Here is a 19,424-nt window from a genome sequence, read left to right as displayed (position 1 = left end):
ATAAAAATAGTTGAGAAAATATAAAACTGGGAATATACTTCTATATAGAAGAAAGTCGTAATTTGACGAGTTAAAAATAGAGAAATGAGGGATAAAAATGCTTTTTGATACACATGTGCACTTAAACGATGATGCCTTTAATGATGACCTAGAAGAAGTTATTGTACGAGCAAAAGAAAATGATGTCACACGTATGGCGGTTGTTGGTTTTAACGAGGAGACGATCAATCGTGCGCTGGAACTTGCCGATAAATATGATTTCGTCTACCTAATCGTTGGATGGCACCCGACAGACGCAATCACTTTTACGGCTGAAAAATTAGAATGGCTTCGTGAACTCGCATCACATCCGAAAGTGGTAGCGCTCGGCGAAATGGGACTGGATTATCACTGGGATACATCGCCTAAAGAAACACAGTTTGAAGTTTTTCGTCAACAAATCCGGTTAGCCAAAGAAGTGAACCTTCCAATTGTGATCCATAATCGCGAAGCAACGGAGGATGTTGTCCGCATTTTACAAGAAGAAAACGCAGCAGAAGTTGGTGGGATTATGCATTGCTTTGGCGAAACTGTAGAAGTAATGGAAGCCTGTTTAGCGATGAATTTCTACATCTCATTTGGCGGAACCGTGACCTTTAAAAACGCAAAATTACCAAAAATTGCAGCAGAATCAGTGCCGTTAGACAAGTTCTTGATCGAAACTGACGCGCCATATCTTGCTCCGCACCCAAATCGAGGCAAAAGAAATGAACCTAGTTACGTCAAGCTCGTTGCCGAAAAGCTCGCAGAATTAAAAGAATTGAAATATGAGGAAATCGCCCGCCACACCACAGAAAATGCAAATAAGCTGTTCAAATTAAGCTGATTTTTGTAATGATACTGTAACATTACATGAACTTTGTAACGGAATCTTAAGTAAGCATAAAAAAATATTTAAGAAATCTTTAAGAACCCGCTATATTATGCCTACGACTAGAGACTGAGTTCGACGAAATATAATTGTAACATTAGAAATAAAATGTAATGAAAAGGCTTTACAATCGCTTGCTATCAACGTTTGTAAAGCTTTTTTTGGTCTATACAACTTCAAAAGAAAATCCGTTGACAGTTCTTTCGTCCCGCGTATATAATCACAACAGAAGTTAGAAAGGGGAGAAATACATGACCATGGAAACTAGCAGTAACGCAAGCCAGAAATCAAAATGGCGTTTACCAATAATGATTGGCGCGTTTGTTATTGTCATAGCATTGGTTTTTTATTTCGTTTTCGAGGGAACTAAAAACGATATCACAATTGTAAAAGCAGGCGAGGTTACAGAAATTAGCACGCACGCAAAAACAGTTGGAGAAGTACTAAATGACGAAGGTGTAAAAGTTGGAAAACATGACGAATTGTCTTATTCCGAAAATACAGCTGTAAAAGACGGAATGAAGATTGCTTACATTCCAGCTAAAACACTTACAATTAACGATGAAGGTAAAGAAGCAAAAGTATATACAACAAAAGACACGGTTGCTGAAGTACTGAAAGATGAAAATATTACGACACGTCCACAAGATGCTTTAAATGTTTCATTGAACGATAAAGTTGCAGCGAACATGGAAGTTAAGATCGACCGTGCTGTCGCTCTAGCTATTCAAAATGGAGCGAAGAAAGAAGTATTGTGGTCAACAAAAGATACAGTAGCAGATTTATTAGCAGAAAAAAATATCAAATTAAACGCACATGATCAAGTGAAGCCTGCAAAAACAGCTAAGCTTGCCGAAAATATGACGGTTGTTGTTACATATGTGGACAAAAAAACCGATGAAAAGAAATCAAAAGTAGATTTCAAAACAGTAGTAAAAGAAGATTCCTCTCTTAAAAAAGGCGAGGAAAAAGTAGTACAAGCAGGAAAAGCTGGCGAAAAAGTTGCCAAGTATGATGTTGTTATCGAGAATGGTAAAGAGAAACAACGCAAACTCCTTACAGAACAAGTAACAACTAAACCAGAAGATAAGATTGTTGTTCGTGGTACGAAAGAAGACGTAGTTGTGGCAGCAATCGAGAATGCTCCAGCAGCTCCTAAAAAAGCGAAAGCATCAAGTACATCTTCATCTTCAAACAGCAGTAGCGCATCTAAAGTAAGCAGTAAACCATCATCAGGCGGTAAAACGTTCACGATGGAATCGACAGCTTATTCAGGTGGCGGTACAACAGCAACAGGAATCAACCTAACAGCTAACCCAGGCCTAAAAGTAGTTGCAGTAGACCCAAGCGTTATTCCTCTAGGTTCTAGAGTGTACGTATCAGGTTACGGTGAAGCAATTGCCGGAGACACTGGTGGCGCGATTAAAGGTAATATCGTAGACGTATATTTTGCGAATGAAAGCCAATGTTACACATGGGGTCGTCGTCAAGTTACGGTTACTATTTTAGATTAAGAAAATTTCCAAACGTAAGATGCTGATCCTAGTGTCTTACGTTTTTTGTTGTGTCCGAATGGCAGTTTTATGGTATGATAGAAACACTGATTAAGAGAAGGGGACGTTTTGTATGGAGAAGTTAGTTATTCATGAAGTCATTGTTGTCGAGGGTCGCGATGATACTACAGCGATTAATCGAGCGGTAAAAGCGGACACAATCGAGACAAATGGTTCCGCGCTTTCAGAAATGACCATTGAAAAAATTCGCCATGCCAAAGAAAAACGCGGGGTTATCATTCTGACGGATCCTGATTTTCCTGGTGAAAAAATAAGAAAACAAATCGATGCTGCGGTGCCTGGATGCCATCATGCTTTTATCAAAAGAAGCGATGCGCTACCAAAGTACGGCCGTGGACTTGGTGTAGAACATGCCACGCCAGAAGTTATTCAAGAAGCTTTGCAACATTTTCATACGAGTGATGATCGTGTGCAGGCAAGTGAAATTGACTTTGAAGACCTTGTTATGCTTGGTTTAATGGGCGGAGCAGGAGCGAAAGCGAAACGACAAAGATTAGGAGAAATCCTTAAAATAGGCTATACCAATGGCAAACAGCTGCAAGCACGACTGCGTATGTTTGGCATTACGAAGGAACAATTTGAAGCCGCTTGGGGCATTATAATGCAGGAGGATACGAATGAGTAAAGATATCGCAACACCAGGCAAGACGAAGGAAATATTGAAAAAATATGATTTTCTATTCAAGAAGAGTTTGGGGCAGAACTTTTTGATTGATAGTAATATTTTGCGACGCATCACGGAAACGGCGGAATTAAATAAGGAAACGGATGTCATTGAGATTGGTCCTGGTATTGGAGCGCTGACGGAACATTTGGCGCGGACATCAAGACGTGTGTTGGCGTTTGAGATTGACCAGCGCTTGATGGAAATTTTGCCGGAGACGTTAGCTGCTTATGATAATGTAGAAATCGTGAACGAAGACATTTTGAAAGTGGATGTTGGGGCGATGATAGCACAGAAGCTTGAGGGACGCACGGAGCCAGTCAAGGTCGTTGCTAACTTGCCTTACTATGTGACAACGCCGATTATTTTGCAATTGCTGCATGAGGACTTACCGGTGTCTAGCATGACGTTTATGCTGCAAAAAGAAGTAGCTGACCGTATTTCAGCAAAACCGAGCACAAAGGCTTACGGGAGCTTGTCGATCGCGATTCAGTACTACATGGAAGCGGAACTCTCTTTCATCGTACCAAAAACAGTCTTCATGCCACAACCAAATGTCGATTCTGCGATTATTCATTTAAAACGCCGTACAGAACCGCCGGCACAAGTGAATAATGAGGAATTCTTTTTTGACGTAACGCGTTCCTCTTTTGCACAAAGAAGGAAGACGCTATGGAATAATATCGTGAATCGTTTCCCTGAGTTAAAGCCTCAAAAAGAGGAATTAGAAGCAGGGCTGGCCGCGGTTGGCATTGACGTAAAACGACGCGGAGAGACGCTTAGCATCCCAGAATTTGCGACTTTAAGTAATTTTCTTGACGATTTCATGAGAAAATAGCGAAAAAATGATAAAAAAGTGATCTTAGTGGTTGACACAGAGGCATTTCGCTGTTAAAATATTTGGTTGTTGATTTTTTGGCCTAATTGTGCTATACTTGAATTTAGTGAGGTGGGGGTACAAAATGTCAAAAACTATTGCAAGCATCAAACAAAATCTTGAATCCAGACTTGGAACAAGACTAACTTTGAAAGCTAACGGCGGACGCAAGAAAACAATCGAGCGTTGTGGTGTTTTAGCTGAAACTTATCCTGCTGTTTTTGTTGTTGAATTAGATCAAGACGAAAACAATTTTGAAAGAGTATCATATAGTTATACAGACATTTTAACAGACACTGTAGAATTAGACTTTACAGATGATGTAAGTAAAGAATTAGCACTTTAATCACTGATATCTCAAGACCAGTCCTTAAATAAAGGGGCTGGTTTTTTGATGTAAAAAATTGTTTTATCATTTTAGCGTAGGACGTAAACATGCGTTACATAAATCAAGCGAGCGCTTGCCACCGATTTACACCGCGTATACACAAGTTCATGGTACATATTTTAGGTGTGGTGTGGTAGAATAAACAAAGAAGAATTGAGAGAATAGGGAACGTAAGAAAATAAATGGTTGAACGATAGTGGTTCCCCTAGGAAAGGCTGTAGGAATGATGAAAATAAATGTGAAGGCACCTGCGAAGATTAATTTGTCATTGGATGCGCTATATAAAAGAAAAGATAACTATCATGAGCTTGAAATGGTGATGACAACAATTGATTTGGCGGATCGGCTACAGCTGGTATTACTGGAAAAGGATATCATTAAGTTGGATGTGAAGGCGCATTTCATTCCTGATGATAAACGTAATCTGGTCTATCAGGCGGCAGCCCTTTTAAAAGAGCGGTTTCAGATAAAACAAGGTGTTGCGATGACGCTGGATAAAAGCATTCCAGTTGCAGCAGGTCTGGCCGGTGGTAGCAGTGATGCGGCGGCGGCGCTTAAAGGTTTGAACCAATTGTGGGATTTGAAACTGACGCTTGCGGAACTTGCGGACCTCGGCGCGGAACTGGGATCGGATATTCCATTTTGCCTATACGGAGGAACGGCACTTGCGACGGGACGTGGTGAAATCATTGAACCGTTACCTATGATGCCGAATTGCTGGATTGTTCTAGCTAAGCCGTCTATCAGTGTTTCGACGCCAGGCGTTTACCGTGATCTGCGAGTTGGGGAAGTCGAACATCCTAATACGGCTGGCATGGTTCAAGCGATTCGAGATAACAGTTTTGAGGGTATTTGCGATAATATCGGGAACGTACTGGAAACGGTGACGCTTGCTAAACATCCTGAGGTGAAACGTATCAAAGAAAAAATGCTGGAATTTGGCGCGGACACGGCCTTAATGAGCGGTAGTGGGCCAACAGTCTTTGCGCTTGTAAAACAATACTCACGAGCAAAACGCGTCTATAACGGCTTGCGAGGCTTCTGTGAGGAAGTATATTTAGTCAGACCTTGGCAAGAAGAAAAATGATGAAGGAGTCGATTAAAATGAAGGTAATTTTTAATGCGGATGATTTTGGCTTATCTAAAGGTGTGGTTTACGGGATTCTGGATGCATACAAAAATGGTGTTGTGAGGTCAACGACGATGCTCGCTAACTCACCAGCGTTCGATCTAGGAGCTGAAGTTGCAAAAGAAAACCCAGGACTTGATATTGGCGCGCATTTGACGCTTACGTTTGGTAGTCCGATTTTAAAAGATGTACCAAGTGTGACAGCGCCATCTGGGAAATTCTTAGCGCAGGACGTATTAAGAGCATCTGCGGACAAGCTTGACTTTGATGAAGTGGAGCGTGAATTCACAGCACAAATTGAAAAAATAATGGCAGCTGGAATTACAATTTCGCATTTTGATACCCATCATTTAATCGAACCACTCGTTTTACCCGTGATGCAAAAATTAGCGAAGAAGTATAATGTTGGCTTGCGCCGCTCTGTACACGATGCAGATTATATTGGTATCCCAACAACGGATCGCTTTTCTGACCAGTTCTATGGGGCTGGAATTACTGCTGAGGTAGTAAAACAAGAGATTAAAAAATATGAAAATGATACAAAGACGATGGAATTCATGTGTCATCCAGCATTTATCGATGAAACATTGCTATCGCTTAGTTCGTATACAGAATATCGAATCAAAGAACTAACATTTTTGACTTCACAAGAGGTTTTAGACGCATTAGAATCAGTCGGTGCCGAAGCAGTAAGTTTTAAAAGCGTTATGAAATAAGTAGATTGATCGCTTTGACATCTGTATTACTATCTTTTCCTCGAAAAAGTCTTTATAATAAACTTAAACACGTACAAAAAGGGCGAATTAGATTCTATTGTTAAGAAATGTAACTTTTAAAAAGAGGAGAAGAAGTAAAATGAAAATTCGGCGTAGCGAGCGATTAATTGATATGACACAATTTTTATTAAGCCATCCGCGAAAACTTGTTCCACTGACTTTGTTTGCAGAGCGTTATGGTTCAGCTAAATCATCGATCAGTGAAGATTTAGTTATTATTAAGAAAACATTTGAAGATAGAGGCATCGGCACGCTTGAGACGGTCCCAGGAGCTGCTGGTGGCGTGAAATACATTTCAATTGCAGATAATGCGGATGTGCTCGATTTCGTGCAGACGCTCTGTAATCGCATTGCAGAGCCTAACCGTTTATTGCCAGGTGGTTATTTATACTTATCAGATTTGCTAGGTGAGCCGGTGACACTAAGCCAAATTGGTAAAATTTTAGCAACTAAATTTAATAAACAAAAAATCGATGCCATTATGACGGTTGCCACAAAAGGAATCCCGATTGCGCAAGCCGTAGCGGAACATCTAAATGTACCATTCGTTATCGTGCGTCGCGACAGTAAAGTAACAGAAGGATCCACTGTGAGCATCAATTACGTCTCCGGATCAAGTAAGCGTATTGAAAAGATGGAGCTGTCTAAACGCAGTCTGCCAGAAGGCTCTAATGTTGTTATCGTAGATGATTTCATGAAAGCTGGCGGAACGATTAACGGTATGAAAAACTTACTAGAAGAGTTCAACGCCAAATTAGTAGGTATCGGCGTATTGGTCGAGTCTGAATATGCGGAAGAACGTCTAGTGGATGATTACGTATCACTTGTTAAAATTAAAAATGTGAACGTCAAAGAAAAACAAATCCAAGTCGTAGAGGGTAATTACTTCAATTATCCAAACGAGTAAATAAGAAACTAAAATTTAGGGACTGCATACAGATGGCATCCTTAGATTTTAGTTTTTTCATTTATGAATTGAATATGAACGGATAAATAAGACCTCCGTATGACTGGTTTGAGAACGTTTTGTGCTACAATAGGAACTTATAAAGGTATGTAAACAGTTCGCATGGCGAATACTTATGTTTATGAACCTTTTTTACATGCTTGGTACCTACATAAACAATAGGGGCTAACAGACGATTACTTAATTTGGAAGGAGCAAAACACATGAAAAAATGGGTTAAATGGTTGATTGCCTTAGTGATTATTGCGGCAATTGTAGTTGGAGCAGTATTATTCTTAGGCTCGAAATCAGGATCAGATACAACGGCGACAAAAGACCTTGTTACAACGAAAGTAAAACAAGGGGACATGAAAATAAATGCAACAGCAACTGGAGCAATCGTTCCGCAAAATCAACAAGCGCCTGACTATGATGAATTAGAGCTTCAGGTTCAAATGGATGAATTAGACGTGCCAAATGTGAAAAAAAATCAAGAAGCGAAAATTTCGGTGGCAGCACTTCCAGATAAAACATACACCGGTAAAGTCAAAGAAATCGCCGAGCAAGGAACTGTTGTAAATGGCGTATCATCTTTCTTAGTTACGATCTCAATAGACGATGCTGCGGATTTAAAATCAGGAATGACAGCAGATGCATCGATTTTGGTTAACGAAAAAGCAAACGCGCTTTATGTTCCAATCGAGGCTGTTCAAAAAAATGATGACGATAAATATTACGTATTGATCCCTAAAAAAGGAAGCAACAATACGACAAAAGAAGTGAAACAATATATCACGACTGGACTTCACAATGAAGATAATATCGAAGTCACGAAAGGCCTAGAAAAAGGTGATGAGGTCATTTTACCATCCAAATCAAGCTCATCCCAGCAACCAGGATTTTAATAACTAGATCAAACAAGGAGGTGAGCGCATGGCAAGTCCACTTATTGATATGAAGAACTTAACGAAAACATATACACTTGGCGGTGAGACATTTAAAGCACTAGATAATGTTACACTTGCCGTTGAACAAGGCGAATTTTTGGCAATCGTTGGACCTTCTGGCTCTGGTAAATCAACCTTGATGAATATGATCGGTTGTTTAGACGTACCAGATTCAGGACAATACCATTTAGATGGTGTCGACGTGGCAACGCTAAATGATAATAAACTATCAGCTATTCGTAATAAGAAAATCGGTTTCATTTTTCAACAGTTTAATTTATTGACGAAACTATCTGCTTTAGAAAATGTCGAATTACCGCTAATTTATGGTGGAGTGAGCGCGGCCAAACGAGAAGAAATTGCGTTAGAATGTCTAAGAAAAGTGAGTTTGACAGATAAGAAACAAAATCTGCCGACGCAACTTTCTGGTGGACAACAACAACGTGTCGCTATTGCACGTGCACTAGCTGCTAATCCTCAAATTTTACTAGCCGATGAGCCAACAGGTGCTTTGGACTCCAAGACGGGAAAAGAAGTTATGGCTATTTTGCAGGAATTAAACCGTGCGGGAAATACAATTGTGATGATAACACATGATCTTGACATCGCGAGTTATGGAACAAGAACGATTCGGATTCAAGACGGTCAACTTTTCAATGAGGGGGTAGTGAAATGATCCTTCAAAGCATGAAAATGGCCTGGAAGCAGTTGAAGACAAGTAAGTTGAGATCCTTTTTAACGATGCTCGGAATTATTATTGGGGTATCATCTGTTATTTTATTAGTATCGCTTGGTAAAGGTGTTACGGATCAGGTTAATAGTCAGATGGGGGACTTAGGGTCGAACCTAATCACTGTCATGAATACATCGACCAATCCGAATGATAAATTTACGTATGATGATGCGATGAAATACAAGAATATCGATGGCGTAAAAAGTGTTTCTCCAGAAATATCAGGGCAAGTAAAAGCCACATATGACTACAAAACGAAAGATTTAAAAGTAATTGGAACAAATGAGCAGTATAAAGATGCTCGTGGTCTTAAACTAGATTCTGGTAGATTCTTGCTACCAATTGATGTGGAATATGGTCAAAAGGTGGCTGTAATTGGCCCGAATGTGGCGAGTGACTTATTTGGTTTCTCAGAACCGATTGGCGAATACGTTCGTGTCGATGGGATGCCATACAAAGTCGTGGGCGTTCTAAAAGAAAAAGGCGCTTCGATGATGGGTTCGAGTGACGATCAAATTTTCATTCCGTTATCGGCGGCTCAACGTATGTTAAAAGATACGAGTGTTAGGACGATGTATGTAGAGACGGATTCTGCGGACGATGTAGATCGCGTTGTTAGCACGCTTGACTCGCGATTATCCATCCACTTTAATTACAATGCGAGCGATGCCTCGAGTGGTGAAACAGCGCCTTATCAAGTCATCAATCAGCAAGAAATATTGAACGCGTTTGATACAATTAGTTCGACACTGACGACAGCCCTAGGCGCAATTGCTGGGATTTCGCTTATTGTTGGTGGTATAGGAATTATGAATATTATGCTAGTTTCAGTATCCGAACGGACAAGAGAAATTGGTATCCGAAAAGCTTTAGGTGCTAAAAAACGAGACATTCTAACACAATTCCTTATTGAATCGATCGTTATTAGTGTCGTCGGAGGCATAATTGGTATCGCAATTGGTGTGTCTGGTGCGCTTGCATTCGGCTCATTTGCAGGGATACCATCTGGAATTACGGCTCCAACTATAATTGGATCATTCCTGTTCTCCTTACTCATAGGTGTCATCTTTGGTATTACACCAGCGAATAAAGCTTCAAAATTACGCCCAATTGACGCATTACGGTCAGAATAATATAAAGAAAAAGAGGATTTGTGTAAAAAAATCCTCTTTTTTTTTATAAAAATTGAAATAAAAGCATTCGAAAAATCATTTTTAGCGACAAAAGTGTAAATTTAAGTGATTAAATAAGCTGTTACATATTTTTAATCTGTTTGTCACATTAAAGGTGTGAATGAAGGCGAAATGTGTCCGTTATTAATGCGTATGATACTTTATTTAATTTCAAATCACAGTATAAATGCGGATTCAAGACTATTGTAAGTATATGTAATAATTGTCATAAAGAGATTCTTTTTGAAATTAAAATTGATAAATGATGTGCAAAAAAAAGAATAAATGGCAGAATTTTGCCACATTATTGTATACAATGATATTAGTATGTTATTGTATGTTATAGTTTGAGAAAAAATATTTTGTCTAAAATATATCAAAAAAGAAATGATGGTAAGAGTGTTTGGCATATAAATACCAGTTAAACAAGGAATAACAAGTTATTTTTGTATACAAAAATACAGATAATTTAAAACAATTCTTTGTTGTCAATAAAAAACGTCTTATTTTAGCTGTTTTTATGTACGAAGTCACAAAGTTGTCAAATTTAGCTTTTTTTATTATGATGTTGTTAGAGAAAAATTCTGGGCTTTCCTTTTTGGGAACAAGGAGTAATTTAATAATTGCTTTTTGTATGGGAGAAATGTCGAGGGAACAATTCTCTAGTGTTATCTTTATGATGTTGCGTGTGTGTTGGATCAACAAGTAGCATGTCAACAAGAGCTAAGGTGGTGAAGAAAATGGAAATTACAGATGTGAGATTACGTCGAGTTGAGACTGATGGAAGAATGAAAGCTATTTCTTCAATTACTATTGACGGTGAATTCGTAGTACATGATATTCGCGTGATTGATGGTAATGATGGATTATTTGTAGCAATGCCAAGTAAACGTACTCCAGACGGAGAGTTTCGTGACATCGCTCACCCAATTAATTCAGATACTCGTGCTAAGATTCAGGACGCTGTTTTAGTTGCTTATGCAGAAGCTGATGAAGTTGTCAGTGAAACAGCAGAAGTAACAACAGAAACAGAAGAAGGAAACGAAGATTAAACACTACTTTTTATAGCGGCTGGGTGAAGACTTGTTGTGAATAGCGGATCTAAAGGGAAACCAATTTTGTCCCAAATAACAAGATGAAAAATAATCCTAAGAAACTATGAGAAGACAAAATGGGATAAGGAGTGACGATAATGCAAGTAACTGATGTTAGATTACGTCGTGTAGAAACTGATGGAAGAATGAGAGCTATTGCTTCTATAACTTTAGATGAGGAATTTGTTGTTCATGATATTCGTGTCATTGACGGCAACAACGGTTTATTCGTAGCAATGCCAAGTAAACGTGGCGTTGACGGTGAATTCCGTGATATCGCTCACCCAATCAATTCTGATACTCGTGGTAAAATCCAAGAGGTTGTACTTGCTGAATATGTTCGCGTAGGCGAAGAAGAGTCAAGTGCTGTATCAGAAGACGTAGCAGTTGAAGAAGAAGTAACTGCTGAATAATTAGGATATTAATTCAAGCAACCAGCCATGGCTGGTTGCTTTTTGTTGCGTTTTTCAATCTGAAAAGTGGTCGACGTCAGAGGGGTTACATAGTTAGGTGCAAAATAATTATTCATTATAAAATAGCGCTTTTTCTAGAAAATAAATGGGTTATAGGCTGGACAACATCGGATTTTAAAGTTGAAAAGAGTGATCGCATACACCTGTTCGTAATCGGTCGTGTATCTTTTTTTACAAAGACCGAGATTCAGATCAGGAAACAGAGATATATCAGGATTTTAGTAAAAATTATTACTCGGTCTATTTACATCTTGAAAAAAAGCCATTTTTACGGTATTATTCATTATGAAGAATAGTGGATAATTGGAGGGTCTTGTCAATGATGAATAGATATGCAATTGTTTTGGCGGCTGGGCAAGGTACGAGAATGAAGTCGAAGCTTTATAAGGTTTTGCATCCAGTTTGTGGGAAGCCGATGGTGGAGCATGTAGTAGATCAAATAAGCCAACTTCAAACTGATAAAATTGTGACGATTGTTGGACATGGCGCGGAACAAGTACAGACTCATTTGCAGGATAGAAGTGTGTTTGCTTTGCAAGAGGAACAGTTGGGGACTGCTCACGCGGTTTTACAAGCAAAAGACGTCCTAGGAGACAAAGAAGGTGTAACGCTCGTTGTATGTGGCGATACGCCCCTTATTCAAGGTCATACGATGGAAGCTTTAATGAAGTATCATCATGAAAAACGTGCTAAAGCAACTATTTTGACGACTGTTTTAGATAATCCTGCTGGTTATGGACGAATTATTCGTGATGATCTAGGAATTGTGGAAAAGATAGTGGAACAAAAAGATGCATCTGAAAAAGAACAGCGCGTGAATGAAATTAATACGGGAACTTATTGTTTTGATAACAAAGCTTTATTCGAAGCTCTTTCCAAAGTATCTAATGAGAATGCACAAGGCGAATATTATTTGCCAGATGTCATCAAAATTCTAAAAGATGATGATGAAGTCGTTGCAGCATACCGGATGGAAAACGCGAAGGAATCACTTGGCGTAAATGACCGCGTAGCCTTGGCGGAAGCTCAAGAAATCATGCGTCATCGTATCAATGAAAAACATATGCGTAATGGTGTCACATTAATTGATCCTGCGAACACGTATATTGATGTGGACGCTCAGATCGGCCAAGATACAATTGTTGGTCCTAATGTTGCGATTCACGGAAAAACCGTTATTGGTGAAGATTGCGAAATTACAGGAGCTAGCGTGCTTGATAACGCCATTTTAGGCGATCGTGTTGAAGTGCGACATTCTTCTATCTATGACAGTAAAGTTGGCAACGATGTTCAAGTGGGCCCATACTCTCACTTACGTCCTGAATCTGACATCAGTGAAGGCGTGAAAATCGGTAATTTTGTAGAGACGAAGAAAGCAACCATTGGCAAGAATTCAAAGATCCCGCACTTTATCTACATGGGTGACGCGGAAATTGGCGAAAATGTAAATATCGGTTGTGGTTCGATCGCAGTGAACTACGACGGCAAAAATAAAGCCAAAACAATCATTGGTGACGACGTATTTATTGGTTGCAACTCCAACTTGGTAGCGCCTGTCAAAATTGGCAATCGCGCATTTGTAGCAGCAGGAACAACGGTTACAAAAGATGTGCCTGAGGATGCACTTGCCATTTCTCGCACAAAACAAGAAAATAAAGAAGGTTACGCGAAAAAATTAAATTTTGGTAAGTAAGGTTCTCGCTAGAGACACCAAATTTGCTTCTAAAATAGAGCGCTACATTTGTCGCTCGTAACAACTTAGGCAATAAAAAAATTATATAAAATCTATGTGGAGGCTGATTATGTCTAACGATTATTTTGATCCAAAGTTAAAAATTTTCTCTTTAAATTCCAACCAAGCACTGGCGGCGGAAATCGCGGAAGTAGCGGGAATTAATTTAGGGAAGTCCAGCGTGACCCATTTTAGTGATGGCGAAATTCAGATTAATATTGAAGAAAGTATCCGTGGTTGTCACGTCTATGTCGTACAATCCACTGGTTTTCCTGTAAACCAAAATCTGATGGAACTTTTGATCATGATTGATGCACTTAAGAGAGCTTCAGCAAAAACGATTAACATTGTGATGCCATACTACGGTTATGCACGTCAAGACCGTAAAGCGCGTAGCCGTGAGCCGATCACAGCGAAACTCGTAGCAAACCTGATTGAAAAAGCAGGAGCTACACGCATGATTACACTAGATCTTCATGCACCACAAATTCAAGGTTTCTTCGATATTCCAATCGATCATTTGAATGCTGTGCGTTTGCTATCTAATTATTTCAGTTCACATCATATTGACGAAGATTTAGTTGTTGTATCACCAGATCACGGTGGCGTGACGAGAGCCCGTAAAATGGCGGATCGTTTGAAAGCTCCGATTGCGATCATTGATAAACGTCGTCCGCGTCCAAATGTTGCCGAAGTAATGAACATCGTTGGTAATGTAGAAGGTAAAGTCGCTATTTTAATTGATGATATTATTGATACGGCGGGTACGATTACACTTGCAGCTAATGCTTTGATTGAGAGTGGCGCGACAAAAGTATACGCTTGTTGTTCGCATCCTGTTTTATCAGGCCCAGCAATTGAACGTATCAACAACTCACCAATTGAAAAACTAATCGTGACGAATTCGCTAGTTTTACCAGAAGATAAATGGATCGACAAAATCGAACAATTATCTGTAGGACCACTTTTAGGCGAAGCGATCGTCCGCGTACACAAGAATGAATCAGTAAGTCCATTATTCGATTAAGTTATATAATGACAAAGCGCAGGCATCTAATATTTGGTGTCTGTGTTTTGTTTTATCTTCTATCGCTAACTTTTTCTTATCAGCTCGATATATGTTATAATGAAGTCTGTAACGGTCTGTGCTGTGATGGCATAGTGTGTAGTACTATTAATATAGGGTACTACAGGCGATTACGTGAGAAATAAAGCATTTAAATACCTCATACAGAATGACATTTTTCAGTTGCAACATACGGGTTATTTCTCGAAAAATATAGGTTTATCGCGAACGATGTGCGATTTTAGAAATGGGAGGACTGGATTAACATGGCAGAAAAGAAAATTCTAGTTGTAGATGATGAAAAGCCGATAGCAGACATTGTGAAATTTAATTTAAATAAAGAGGGTTTTGATGTATATTGCGCTTATGATGGCGATGAGGCAATTGAACTTGTAGAGGAGATTCAGCCAGATTTGATTTTGCTCGATATTATGTTGCCAGGACGCGACGGTATTGAAGTATGTCGTGAAGTCCGTAAAAAATATGATATGCCAATTATTATGGTAACGGCAAAAGACTCTGAAATTGATAAAGTATTGGGGCTAGAACTTGGCGCCGATGATTACGTGACGAAACCGTTTAGTAATCGTGAATTGATTGCACGTGTGAAGGCTAATTTACGTCGTCATAGTACGCCTGGAAGTACAGCTGCGGAGGAAGAAGAAAACAGTGAACTTGAGATTGGTTCATTGATTATTCATCCGGACGCATATGTAGCATCTAAACGTGGCGAGACTATTGAGTTAACACATCGTGAATTCGAATTGTTACATTATTTAGCGAAACATATGGGTCAAGTTATGACACGTGAACACTTACTACAAACCGTTTGGGGTTATGATTATTTCGGAGATGTACGTACGGTCGATGTAACAGTGCGACGTTTACGCGAGAAAATTGAAGATAACCCAAGTCATCCAGCATGGCTTGTAACACGACGGGGAGTAGGCTACTATTTACGTAACCCTGAACAGGAGTAATCATTATGCGGAGAATGAAGTTTTTTCAATCGGTCCAATTTAGATTTGTCATGATTTATTTATTGCTCATTTTAGTAGCAATGCAGGTAATTGGGGCTTATTTTGTGCGAGAATTGCAGGATCAGTTGGAAAAGAACTTTAAGACAGCGATTACAAATAGTGTGAACTTATTAGAATATAATGTTCGTGAAGAGATGTTGAAATATACGAATGACGATCAGACGAAACTCGAGAGCAACATTCAAGGCATGTTGCTCGATTTTGTTCGTGGTAGCAATGATTTCGAGGAAGTCTTGGTCGTTGATAATAAGCTGAAGATTATTGGTACATCAGATGCGGATAATCAAGGTATTGTGGGACAAGTCTCGACGAATAAGATGATAAAAAATACGTTAAATAGCGGCAATGGCGAAAATAAAATCTTCATGGGGAAAAATCCAAAACGGCAAATTTGGGTGGATGTTTCTCCGATTACTTCAAAAGGAGAGGTTATTGGCGCCATCTATTTGGCTACGGATATTGAGTCGGTCTATGAGCAAGTCGATAGTATTACCAGCATTTTTATCACGGGGACGTTGCTCGCGATGATTATTACGGCGATTCTGGGTATCTTGTTATCAAGGACGATTACGAAGCCAATTACGGATATGAAACGGCAGGCTTTTGCAATGGCACGTGGGAATTATACGCGTAAAGTAAAAGTGTACGGCATGGATGAAATCGGTCAATTGGCGGAATCTTTTAATGCGCTAACGAAGCGGGTGCAAGAGGCTCAAGCGATGACGGAAGGTGAACGACGCAAATTATCGTCTGTCCTTTCGTATATGACGGATGGCGTAATTGCTACGGATCGGCGCGGTAAAGTTATTTTGATTAATACGCCTGCTGAGAAAATGTTGAAAGTTCCGCATGAAAGTGCGAATGGGAAGCCGATCATTGATGTGTTAGGCGTTTCTGAGGACTATAGTTTTGATGACCTGATGGAACTGGAAGAGCCGTTAACAATGGATCGGAGCACTTTTGAAGAGCCATATGTGTTACGCGCAAACCTTTCTGTTATTCAGCGTGAGACTGGGTTTGTAAATGGGGTCATTGCGGTACTACATGATATTACGGATCAGGAAAAAATTGATCAAGAACGCCGTGACTTTGTTTCGAATGTATCGCATGAACTGCGGACGCCACTTACGAGTATGCATAGTTATCTTGAGGCGCTCAGTGATGGGGCTTGGCGTGATGAAGAGATTGCGCCACGTTTCTTAGAAGTGACGCAAAGTGAGACGGAGCGTATGATTCGCCTAGTAAATGATTTGCTGAAATTATCGCGTATGGATAGTGGACGCACCAATTTAGATAAGAATTTTGTGAATTTTAATGACTTTTTCAATCATATTGTGGATCGTTTTGAAATGATGAAGAAGGATGATATTACGTATAAACGCCACTTTACGCGTGAGCCTGTGATTATCGAGATTGATGAGGATAAAATTATGCAGGTGATGGATAATATTATCTCGAACGCGAATAAGTATTCTCCTGATGGTGGCCGGATCACGTTCTTCTTGCGTAAGCGCGAGGATGAGATTGAGGTTAGTATTAGTGACGAGGGTATGGGTATTCCAGAAGAGGATTTGACGAAAGTGTTTGATCGCTTCTTCCGTGTTGATAAAGCAAGGTCTCGCGAAATGGGCGGAACTGGTCTGGGTCTTGCGATTGCGCGTGACGTGATTACCGCGCATGGTGGTGAAATTTGGGCAGAACGTAACCGTGGAAAAGGTACGACGATCTCGTTTACGCTGCCATACAATGATTTACCGGAGGATGATTGGGAATGAAGGGTACAAAAATAAGAGGAGTTATCCTGACTATTCTTGTAGTTATTAGCGTATTCCTAAGCTACAGCCTCTGGAAAGTACAGCCGGATTATGAAGTAATCGACAATGAGACGGTGAAAAAAGAGCAGATTGCCAAGATGCGTCAGCCTGAACAAGTTTTCAGGCCGACGATGGTTTATTATCACCAAAATGATGTGAATTACATGTCGCAGAATTTAGATTTGGTGAGTGCGCTTGTGAAGGCTGGGACGACGTTTGATTTTTCTGAGTTGGTCCGGATGGATAAGTTGAGCGCGGGATATCAAAGCATGGTGCATCAGGATAATTCGATGGAGCTTGTTTTTCCGAATGCTGTGCCGCTTTCGATTTATAGCCAAGTTTTCAGGTTGAAAGGTGATAACTTTGACTTGAATTCGTTTAATCGGATTACGTTTAACTTGAATAAGTCGGAGAATGGTTTGTTCTCGGTTTATTTTGGAAATGATTCGAACGAACAAATGTATCAGGGTTCTATTCAGCAGGATCAGGTGGATGAGTTGAAAGAAATTTTGACGAAGCAGAAAAAAGACTTAGTTGTTGCGGATCAGTTGTATAAGAATAAGCAATATTTATTTCTTAGTGATCGGCCTGTGAAGTTGAAACAGCAGCAGTATGTCATTGAGGCGATTGATATTGGTCTCTTTAAAAATGCGCTGTTTGGCGATGGTAGCAAGGTGAAGGGGCAGGATAACTCGTATACGAATGGTTCGAGTTCGATGACGGTGAATCCTGATGATAAAGTGTTGACGTATGTTGATCCAGCGCAGGAACGTCGGGATACGTCGCAGCTTAGTAGTGCGATGAAGTCGGAGCAAATCCAGTCGAGCTTTAGTTTTATTAATGATCATTGGGGCTGGACGGGGGACTATTATTATTCTGGGTATTCTGCGGATACTTCGACGACGGCATTTTCTTTGTTCGTGCAAGGCTTGCCTGTGTTTAATGATGACGGTATGTCGGAAATACTTGTGGCTGAAGGGACGGAAAGCGTGTATAAATATAGACGGCCGTTCTTTAAGTTAGGCGCGCAAATTTCGACGGAATCAAAAGAAGTGACGCTGCCAAGTTCGGACAGTGTTTATAATGAGCTGATTAAGACGGTGAATTCTGATGATATCCAAATGATTGTACCGGGTTACGTGATGGGATATGAGCAAAATAATAAGAGTTATAATCGTGTGGTGGAGTTAACGCCAGCTTGGTTTTATAAGTATAATGGTACGTGGACTCCTGTTAAAGGAGGCGATGCTTAATGGATTGGAAAAAGACTGAAACGATTTTCATCATCGCCTTTTTGATCCTCGATATTTTCTTATTGGTGCTCTTTATTGACTCGCGGATGGCTTCTTCACCGACGCCGCTCGTTAGTCAGACACTCGATGAAAAGTTGAAGTCGGAAAATATTACGTATGGCAAAATACCATCGAATCCTGAAACGGGTTCTTACTTATCTACGGAGCCGATTGCCTTTAGCCAGAGTGATATTGACACTTTAAAAGGACAGAAGATTAACTTGCAGAATGGGAATCAGCGTATTTTTTCTTTCTTAACAAAGCCTGTGAAAATTGATCCTGAAAAGTACGGTGCGGATTTGGCGCCACTTTTGAAGAGTGATATTTTTAAGGGCGATAAGTATATTTATTGGAGTTATGACAAGGATAAATATGAGATGACGTTTAATCAGAAAATTGATTCGCGACCTGTGTTGTTTAATACGGATGGCCAGATTGTGTTTCATTTGAATAAGAATAATGAGGTTGTTTCGTATACGCAGACGATGCTTGGCGATACGCAGTTATTTGATAATCAGGATGACGTGATTTCTGGTACGGATGCGCTTGAAGTGCTTCATCAGCATGGTGATTTGAAGCAGAATAGTAAGATTTTGAATACGACGCTTGGTTATTATAATTTAGTTAGTTTACCGAGTTCGGATGTTTATTTACCAGTGTGGGCATTTGAAGTGAAGCACGATAAGAAGACGACATTTCTCTTAGTGAATGGTTTGGAAGGTTCGGTTATTAACACGAATGATGTGCAAACGAATCAAGTGCCTACTGTGGGAAATGAATAATTGAAAACTGGAAGA

19 protein-coding genes are annotated in these 19,424 nt (G+C 39.8%); all 19 read left to right on the top strand.

Going from position 1 to position 19,424, the window contains the following annotated elements:
* Window positions 1–97: 97 nt before the first annotated feature.
* The 19 genes from UE46_RS14745 to UE46_RS14655 all read left to right on the top strand — a co-directional run bounded on the left by UE46_RS14745 (window position 98) and on the right by UE46_RS14655 (window position 19,409).
* Entirely contained in the window at window positions 98–865 is a 768-nt protein-coding gene (locus UE46_RS14745; protein WP_036060635.1) for a TatD family hydrolase, read from the top strand.
* A 296-nt stretch (window positions 866–1,161) separates the two neighbouring features.
* The gene (locus UE46_RS14740) at window positions 1,162–2,424 is read left to right on the top strand and encodes a G5 and 3D domain-containing protein (RefSeq protein ID WP_118907733.1); all 1,263 of its coding nucleotides are present in this window, start codon (window positions 1,162–1,164) and stop codon (window positions 2,422–2,424) included.
* 112 nt (window positions 2,425–2,536) lie between these two features.
* Complete coding sequence (gene rnmV / locus UE46_RS14735) at window positions 2,537–3,109, top strand: ribonuclease M5 (protein ID WP_036060634.1); 573 nt, start codon at window positions 2,537–2,539, stop codon at window positions 3,107–3,109.
* Window positions 3,102–3,986, top strand: coding sequence for a 16S rRNA (adenine(1518)-N(6)/adenine(1519)-N(6))-dimethyltransferase RsmA (gene rsmA, locus UE46_RS14730; RefSeq protein ID WP_036060633.1), 885 nt, complete (start codon window positions 3,102–3,104; stop codon window positions 3,984–3,986). Before rnmV ends, rsmA begins: the two co-directional genes overlap by 8 nt.
* A 124-nt stretch (window positions 3,987–4,110) precedes the next feature.
* On the top strand, window positions 4,111–4,371 hold the full coding sequence (gene veg, locus UE46_RS14725) for a biofilm formation stimulator Veg (protein WP_036060632.1): 261 nt from the start codon (window positions 4,111–4,113) through the stop codon (window positions 4,369–4,371).
* A gap of 268 nt (window positions 4,372–4,639) precedes the next feature.
* Window positions 4,640–5,500, top strand: a complete 861-nt coding sequence (gene ispE / locus UE46_RS14720) for a 4-(cytidine 5'-diphospho)-2-C-methyl-D-erythritol kinase (RefSeq protein ID WP_118907831.1) — start codon at window positions 4,640–4,642, stop codon at window positions 5,498–5,500.
* Between the two features lie 17 nt (window positions 5,501–5,517).
* Window positions 5,518–6,258 (top strand): chitin disaccharide deacetylase, encoded by a 741-nt coding sequence (chbG, locus tag UE46_RS14715; RefSeq protein ID WP_036060753.1) that lies wholly within the window; start codon window positions 5,518–5,520, stop codon window positions 6,256–6,258.
* 139 nt (window positions 6,259–6,397) lie between these two features.
* Window positions 6,398–7,225: a pur operon repressor gene (purR, locus tag UE46_RS14710; protein ID WP_036060627.1), complete on the top strand. Its 828-nt coding sequence runs from the start codon at window positions 6,398–6,400 to the stop codon at window positions 7,223–7,225.
* A gap of 263 nt (window positions 7,226–7,488) precedes the next feature.
* Window positions 7,489–8,169 (top strand): efflux RND transporter periplasmic adaptor subunit, encoded by a 681-nt coding sequence (locus tag UE46_RS14705; RefSeq protein WP_036060625.1) that lies wholly within the window; start codon window positions 7,489–7,491, stop codon window positions 8,167–8,169.
* 28 nt (window positions 8,170–8,197) lie between these two features.
* Window positions 8,198–8,887 carry an ABC transporter ATP-binding protein gene (locus UE46_RS14700; RefSeq protein WP_036060624.1) on the top strand — a complete coding sequence of 230 codons (690 nt, stop codon included), beginning with the start codon at window positions 8,198–8,200 and terminating at the stop codon, window positions 8,885–8,887.
* On the top strand, window positions 8,884–10,077 hold the full coding sequence (locus UE46_RS14695) for an ABC transporter permease (RefSeq protein WP_036060621.1): 1,194 nt from the start codon (window positions 8,884–8,886) through the stop codon (window positions 10,075–10,077). The genes UE46_RS14700 and UE46_RS14695 overlap by 4 nt, the downstream gene beginning before the upstream one ends.
* Window positions 10,078–10,856: 779 nt before the next feature.
* The gene (gene spoVG / locus UE46_RS14690; protein ID WP_036061444.1) at window positions 10,857–11,168 is read left to right on the top strand and encodes a septation regulator SpoVG; all 312 of its coding nucleotides are present in this window, start codon (window positions 10,857–10,859) and stop codon (window positions 11,166–11,168) included.
* Between the two features lie 140 nt (window positions 11,169–11,308).
* Complete coding sequence (spoVG, locus tag UE46_RS14685; RefSeq protein ID WP_036061445.1) at window positions 11,309–11,623, top strand: septation regulator SpoVG; 315 nt, start codon at window positions 11,309–11,311, stop codon at window positions 11,621–11,623.
* Window positions 11,624–12,002: 379 nt separating this feature from the next.
* Complete coding sequence (glmU, locus tag UE46_RS14680; protein WP_036061446.1) at window positions 12,003–13,376, top strand: bifunctional UDP-N-acetylglucosamine diphosphorylase/glucosamine-1-phosphate N-acetyltransferase GlmU; 1,374 nt, start codon at window positions 12,003–12,005, stop codon at window positions 13,374–13,376.
* A gap of 109 nt (window positions 13,377–13,485) precedes the next feature.
* On the top strand, window positions 13,486–14,442 hold the full coding sequence (locus UE46_RS14675) for a ribose-phosphate diphosphokinase (RefSeq protein ID WP_036061447.1): 957 nt from the start codon (window positions 13,486–13,488) through the stop codon (window positions 14,440–14,442).
* A 305-nt stretch (window positions 14,443–14,747) separates the two neighbouring features.
* Window positions 14,748–15,461, top strand: coding sequence for a response regulator YycF (yycF, locus tag UE46_RS14670; protein WP_036061448.1), 714 nt, complete (start codon window positions 14,748–14,750; stop codon window positions 15,459–15,461).
* Between the two features lie 5 nt (window positions 15,462–15,466).
* Window positions 15,467–17,296, top strand: coding sequence for a cell wall metabolism sensor histidine kinase WalK (gene walK, locus UE46_RS14665; protein ID WP_036061449.1), 1,830 nt, complete (start codon window positions 15,467–15,469; stop codon window positions 17,294–17,296).
* Entirely contained in the window at window positions 17,293–18,588 is a 1,296-nt protein-coding gene (locus tag UE46_RS14660; RefSeq protein ID WP_036061450.1) for a YycH family regulatory protein, read from the top strand. Before walK ends, UE46_RS14660 begins: the two co-directional genes overlap by 4 nt.
* Window positions 18,588–19,409 carry a two-component system regulatory protein YycI gene (locus UE46_RS14655; RefSeq protein WP_036061451.1) on the top strand — a complete coding sequence of 274 codons (822 nt, stop codon included), beginning with the start codon at window positions 18,588–18,590 and terminating at the stop codon, window positions 19,407–19,409. The genes UE46_RS14660 and UE46_RS14655 overlap by 1 nt, the downstream gene beginning before the upstream one ends.
* Window positions 19,410–19,424 lie beyond the last annotated feature (15 nt).

This window comes from Listeria weihenstephanensis (assembly GCF_003534205.1).
GTDB lineage: Bacteria > Bacillota > Bacilli > Lactobacillales > Listeriaceae > Listeria_A > Listeria_A weihenstephanensis.
The sequence above is the reverse complement of the archived record's forward strand: the minus strand, read 5'-3'. Positions and strand labels throughout refer to the sequence as shown.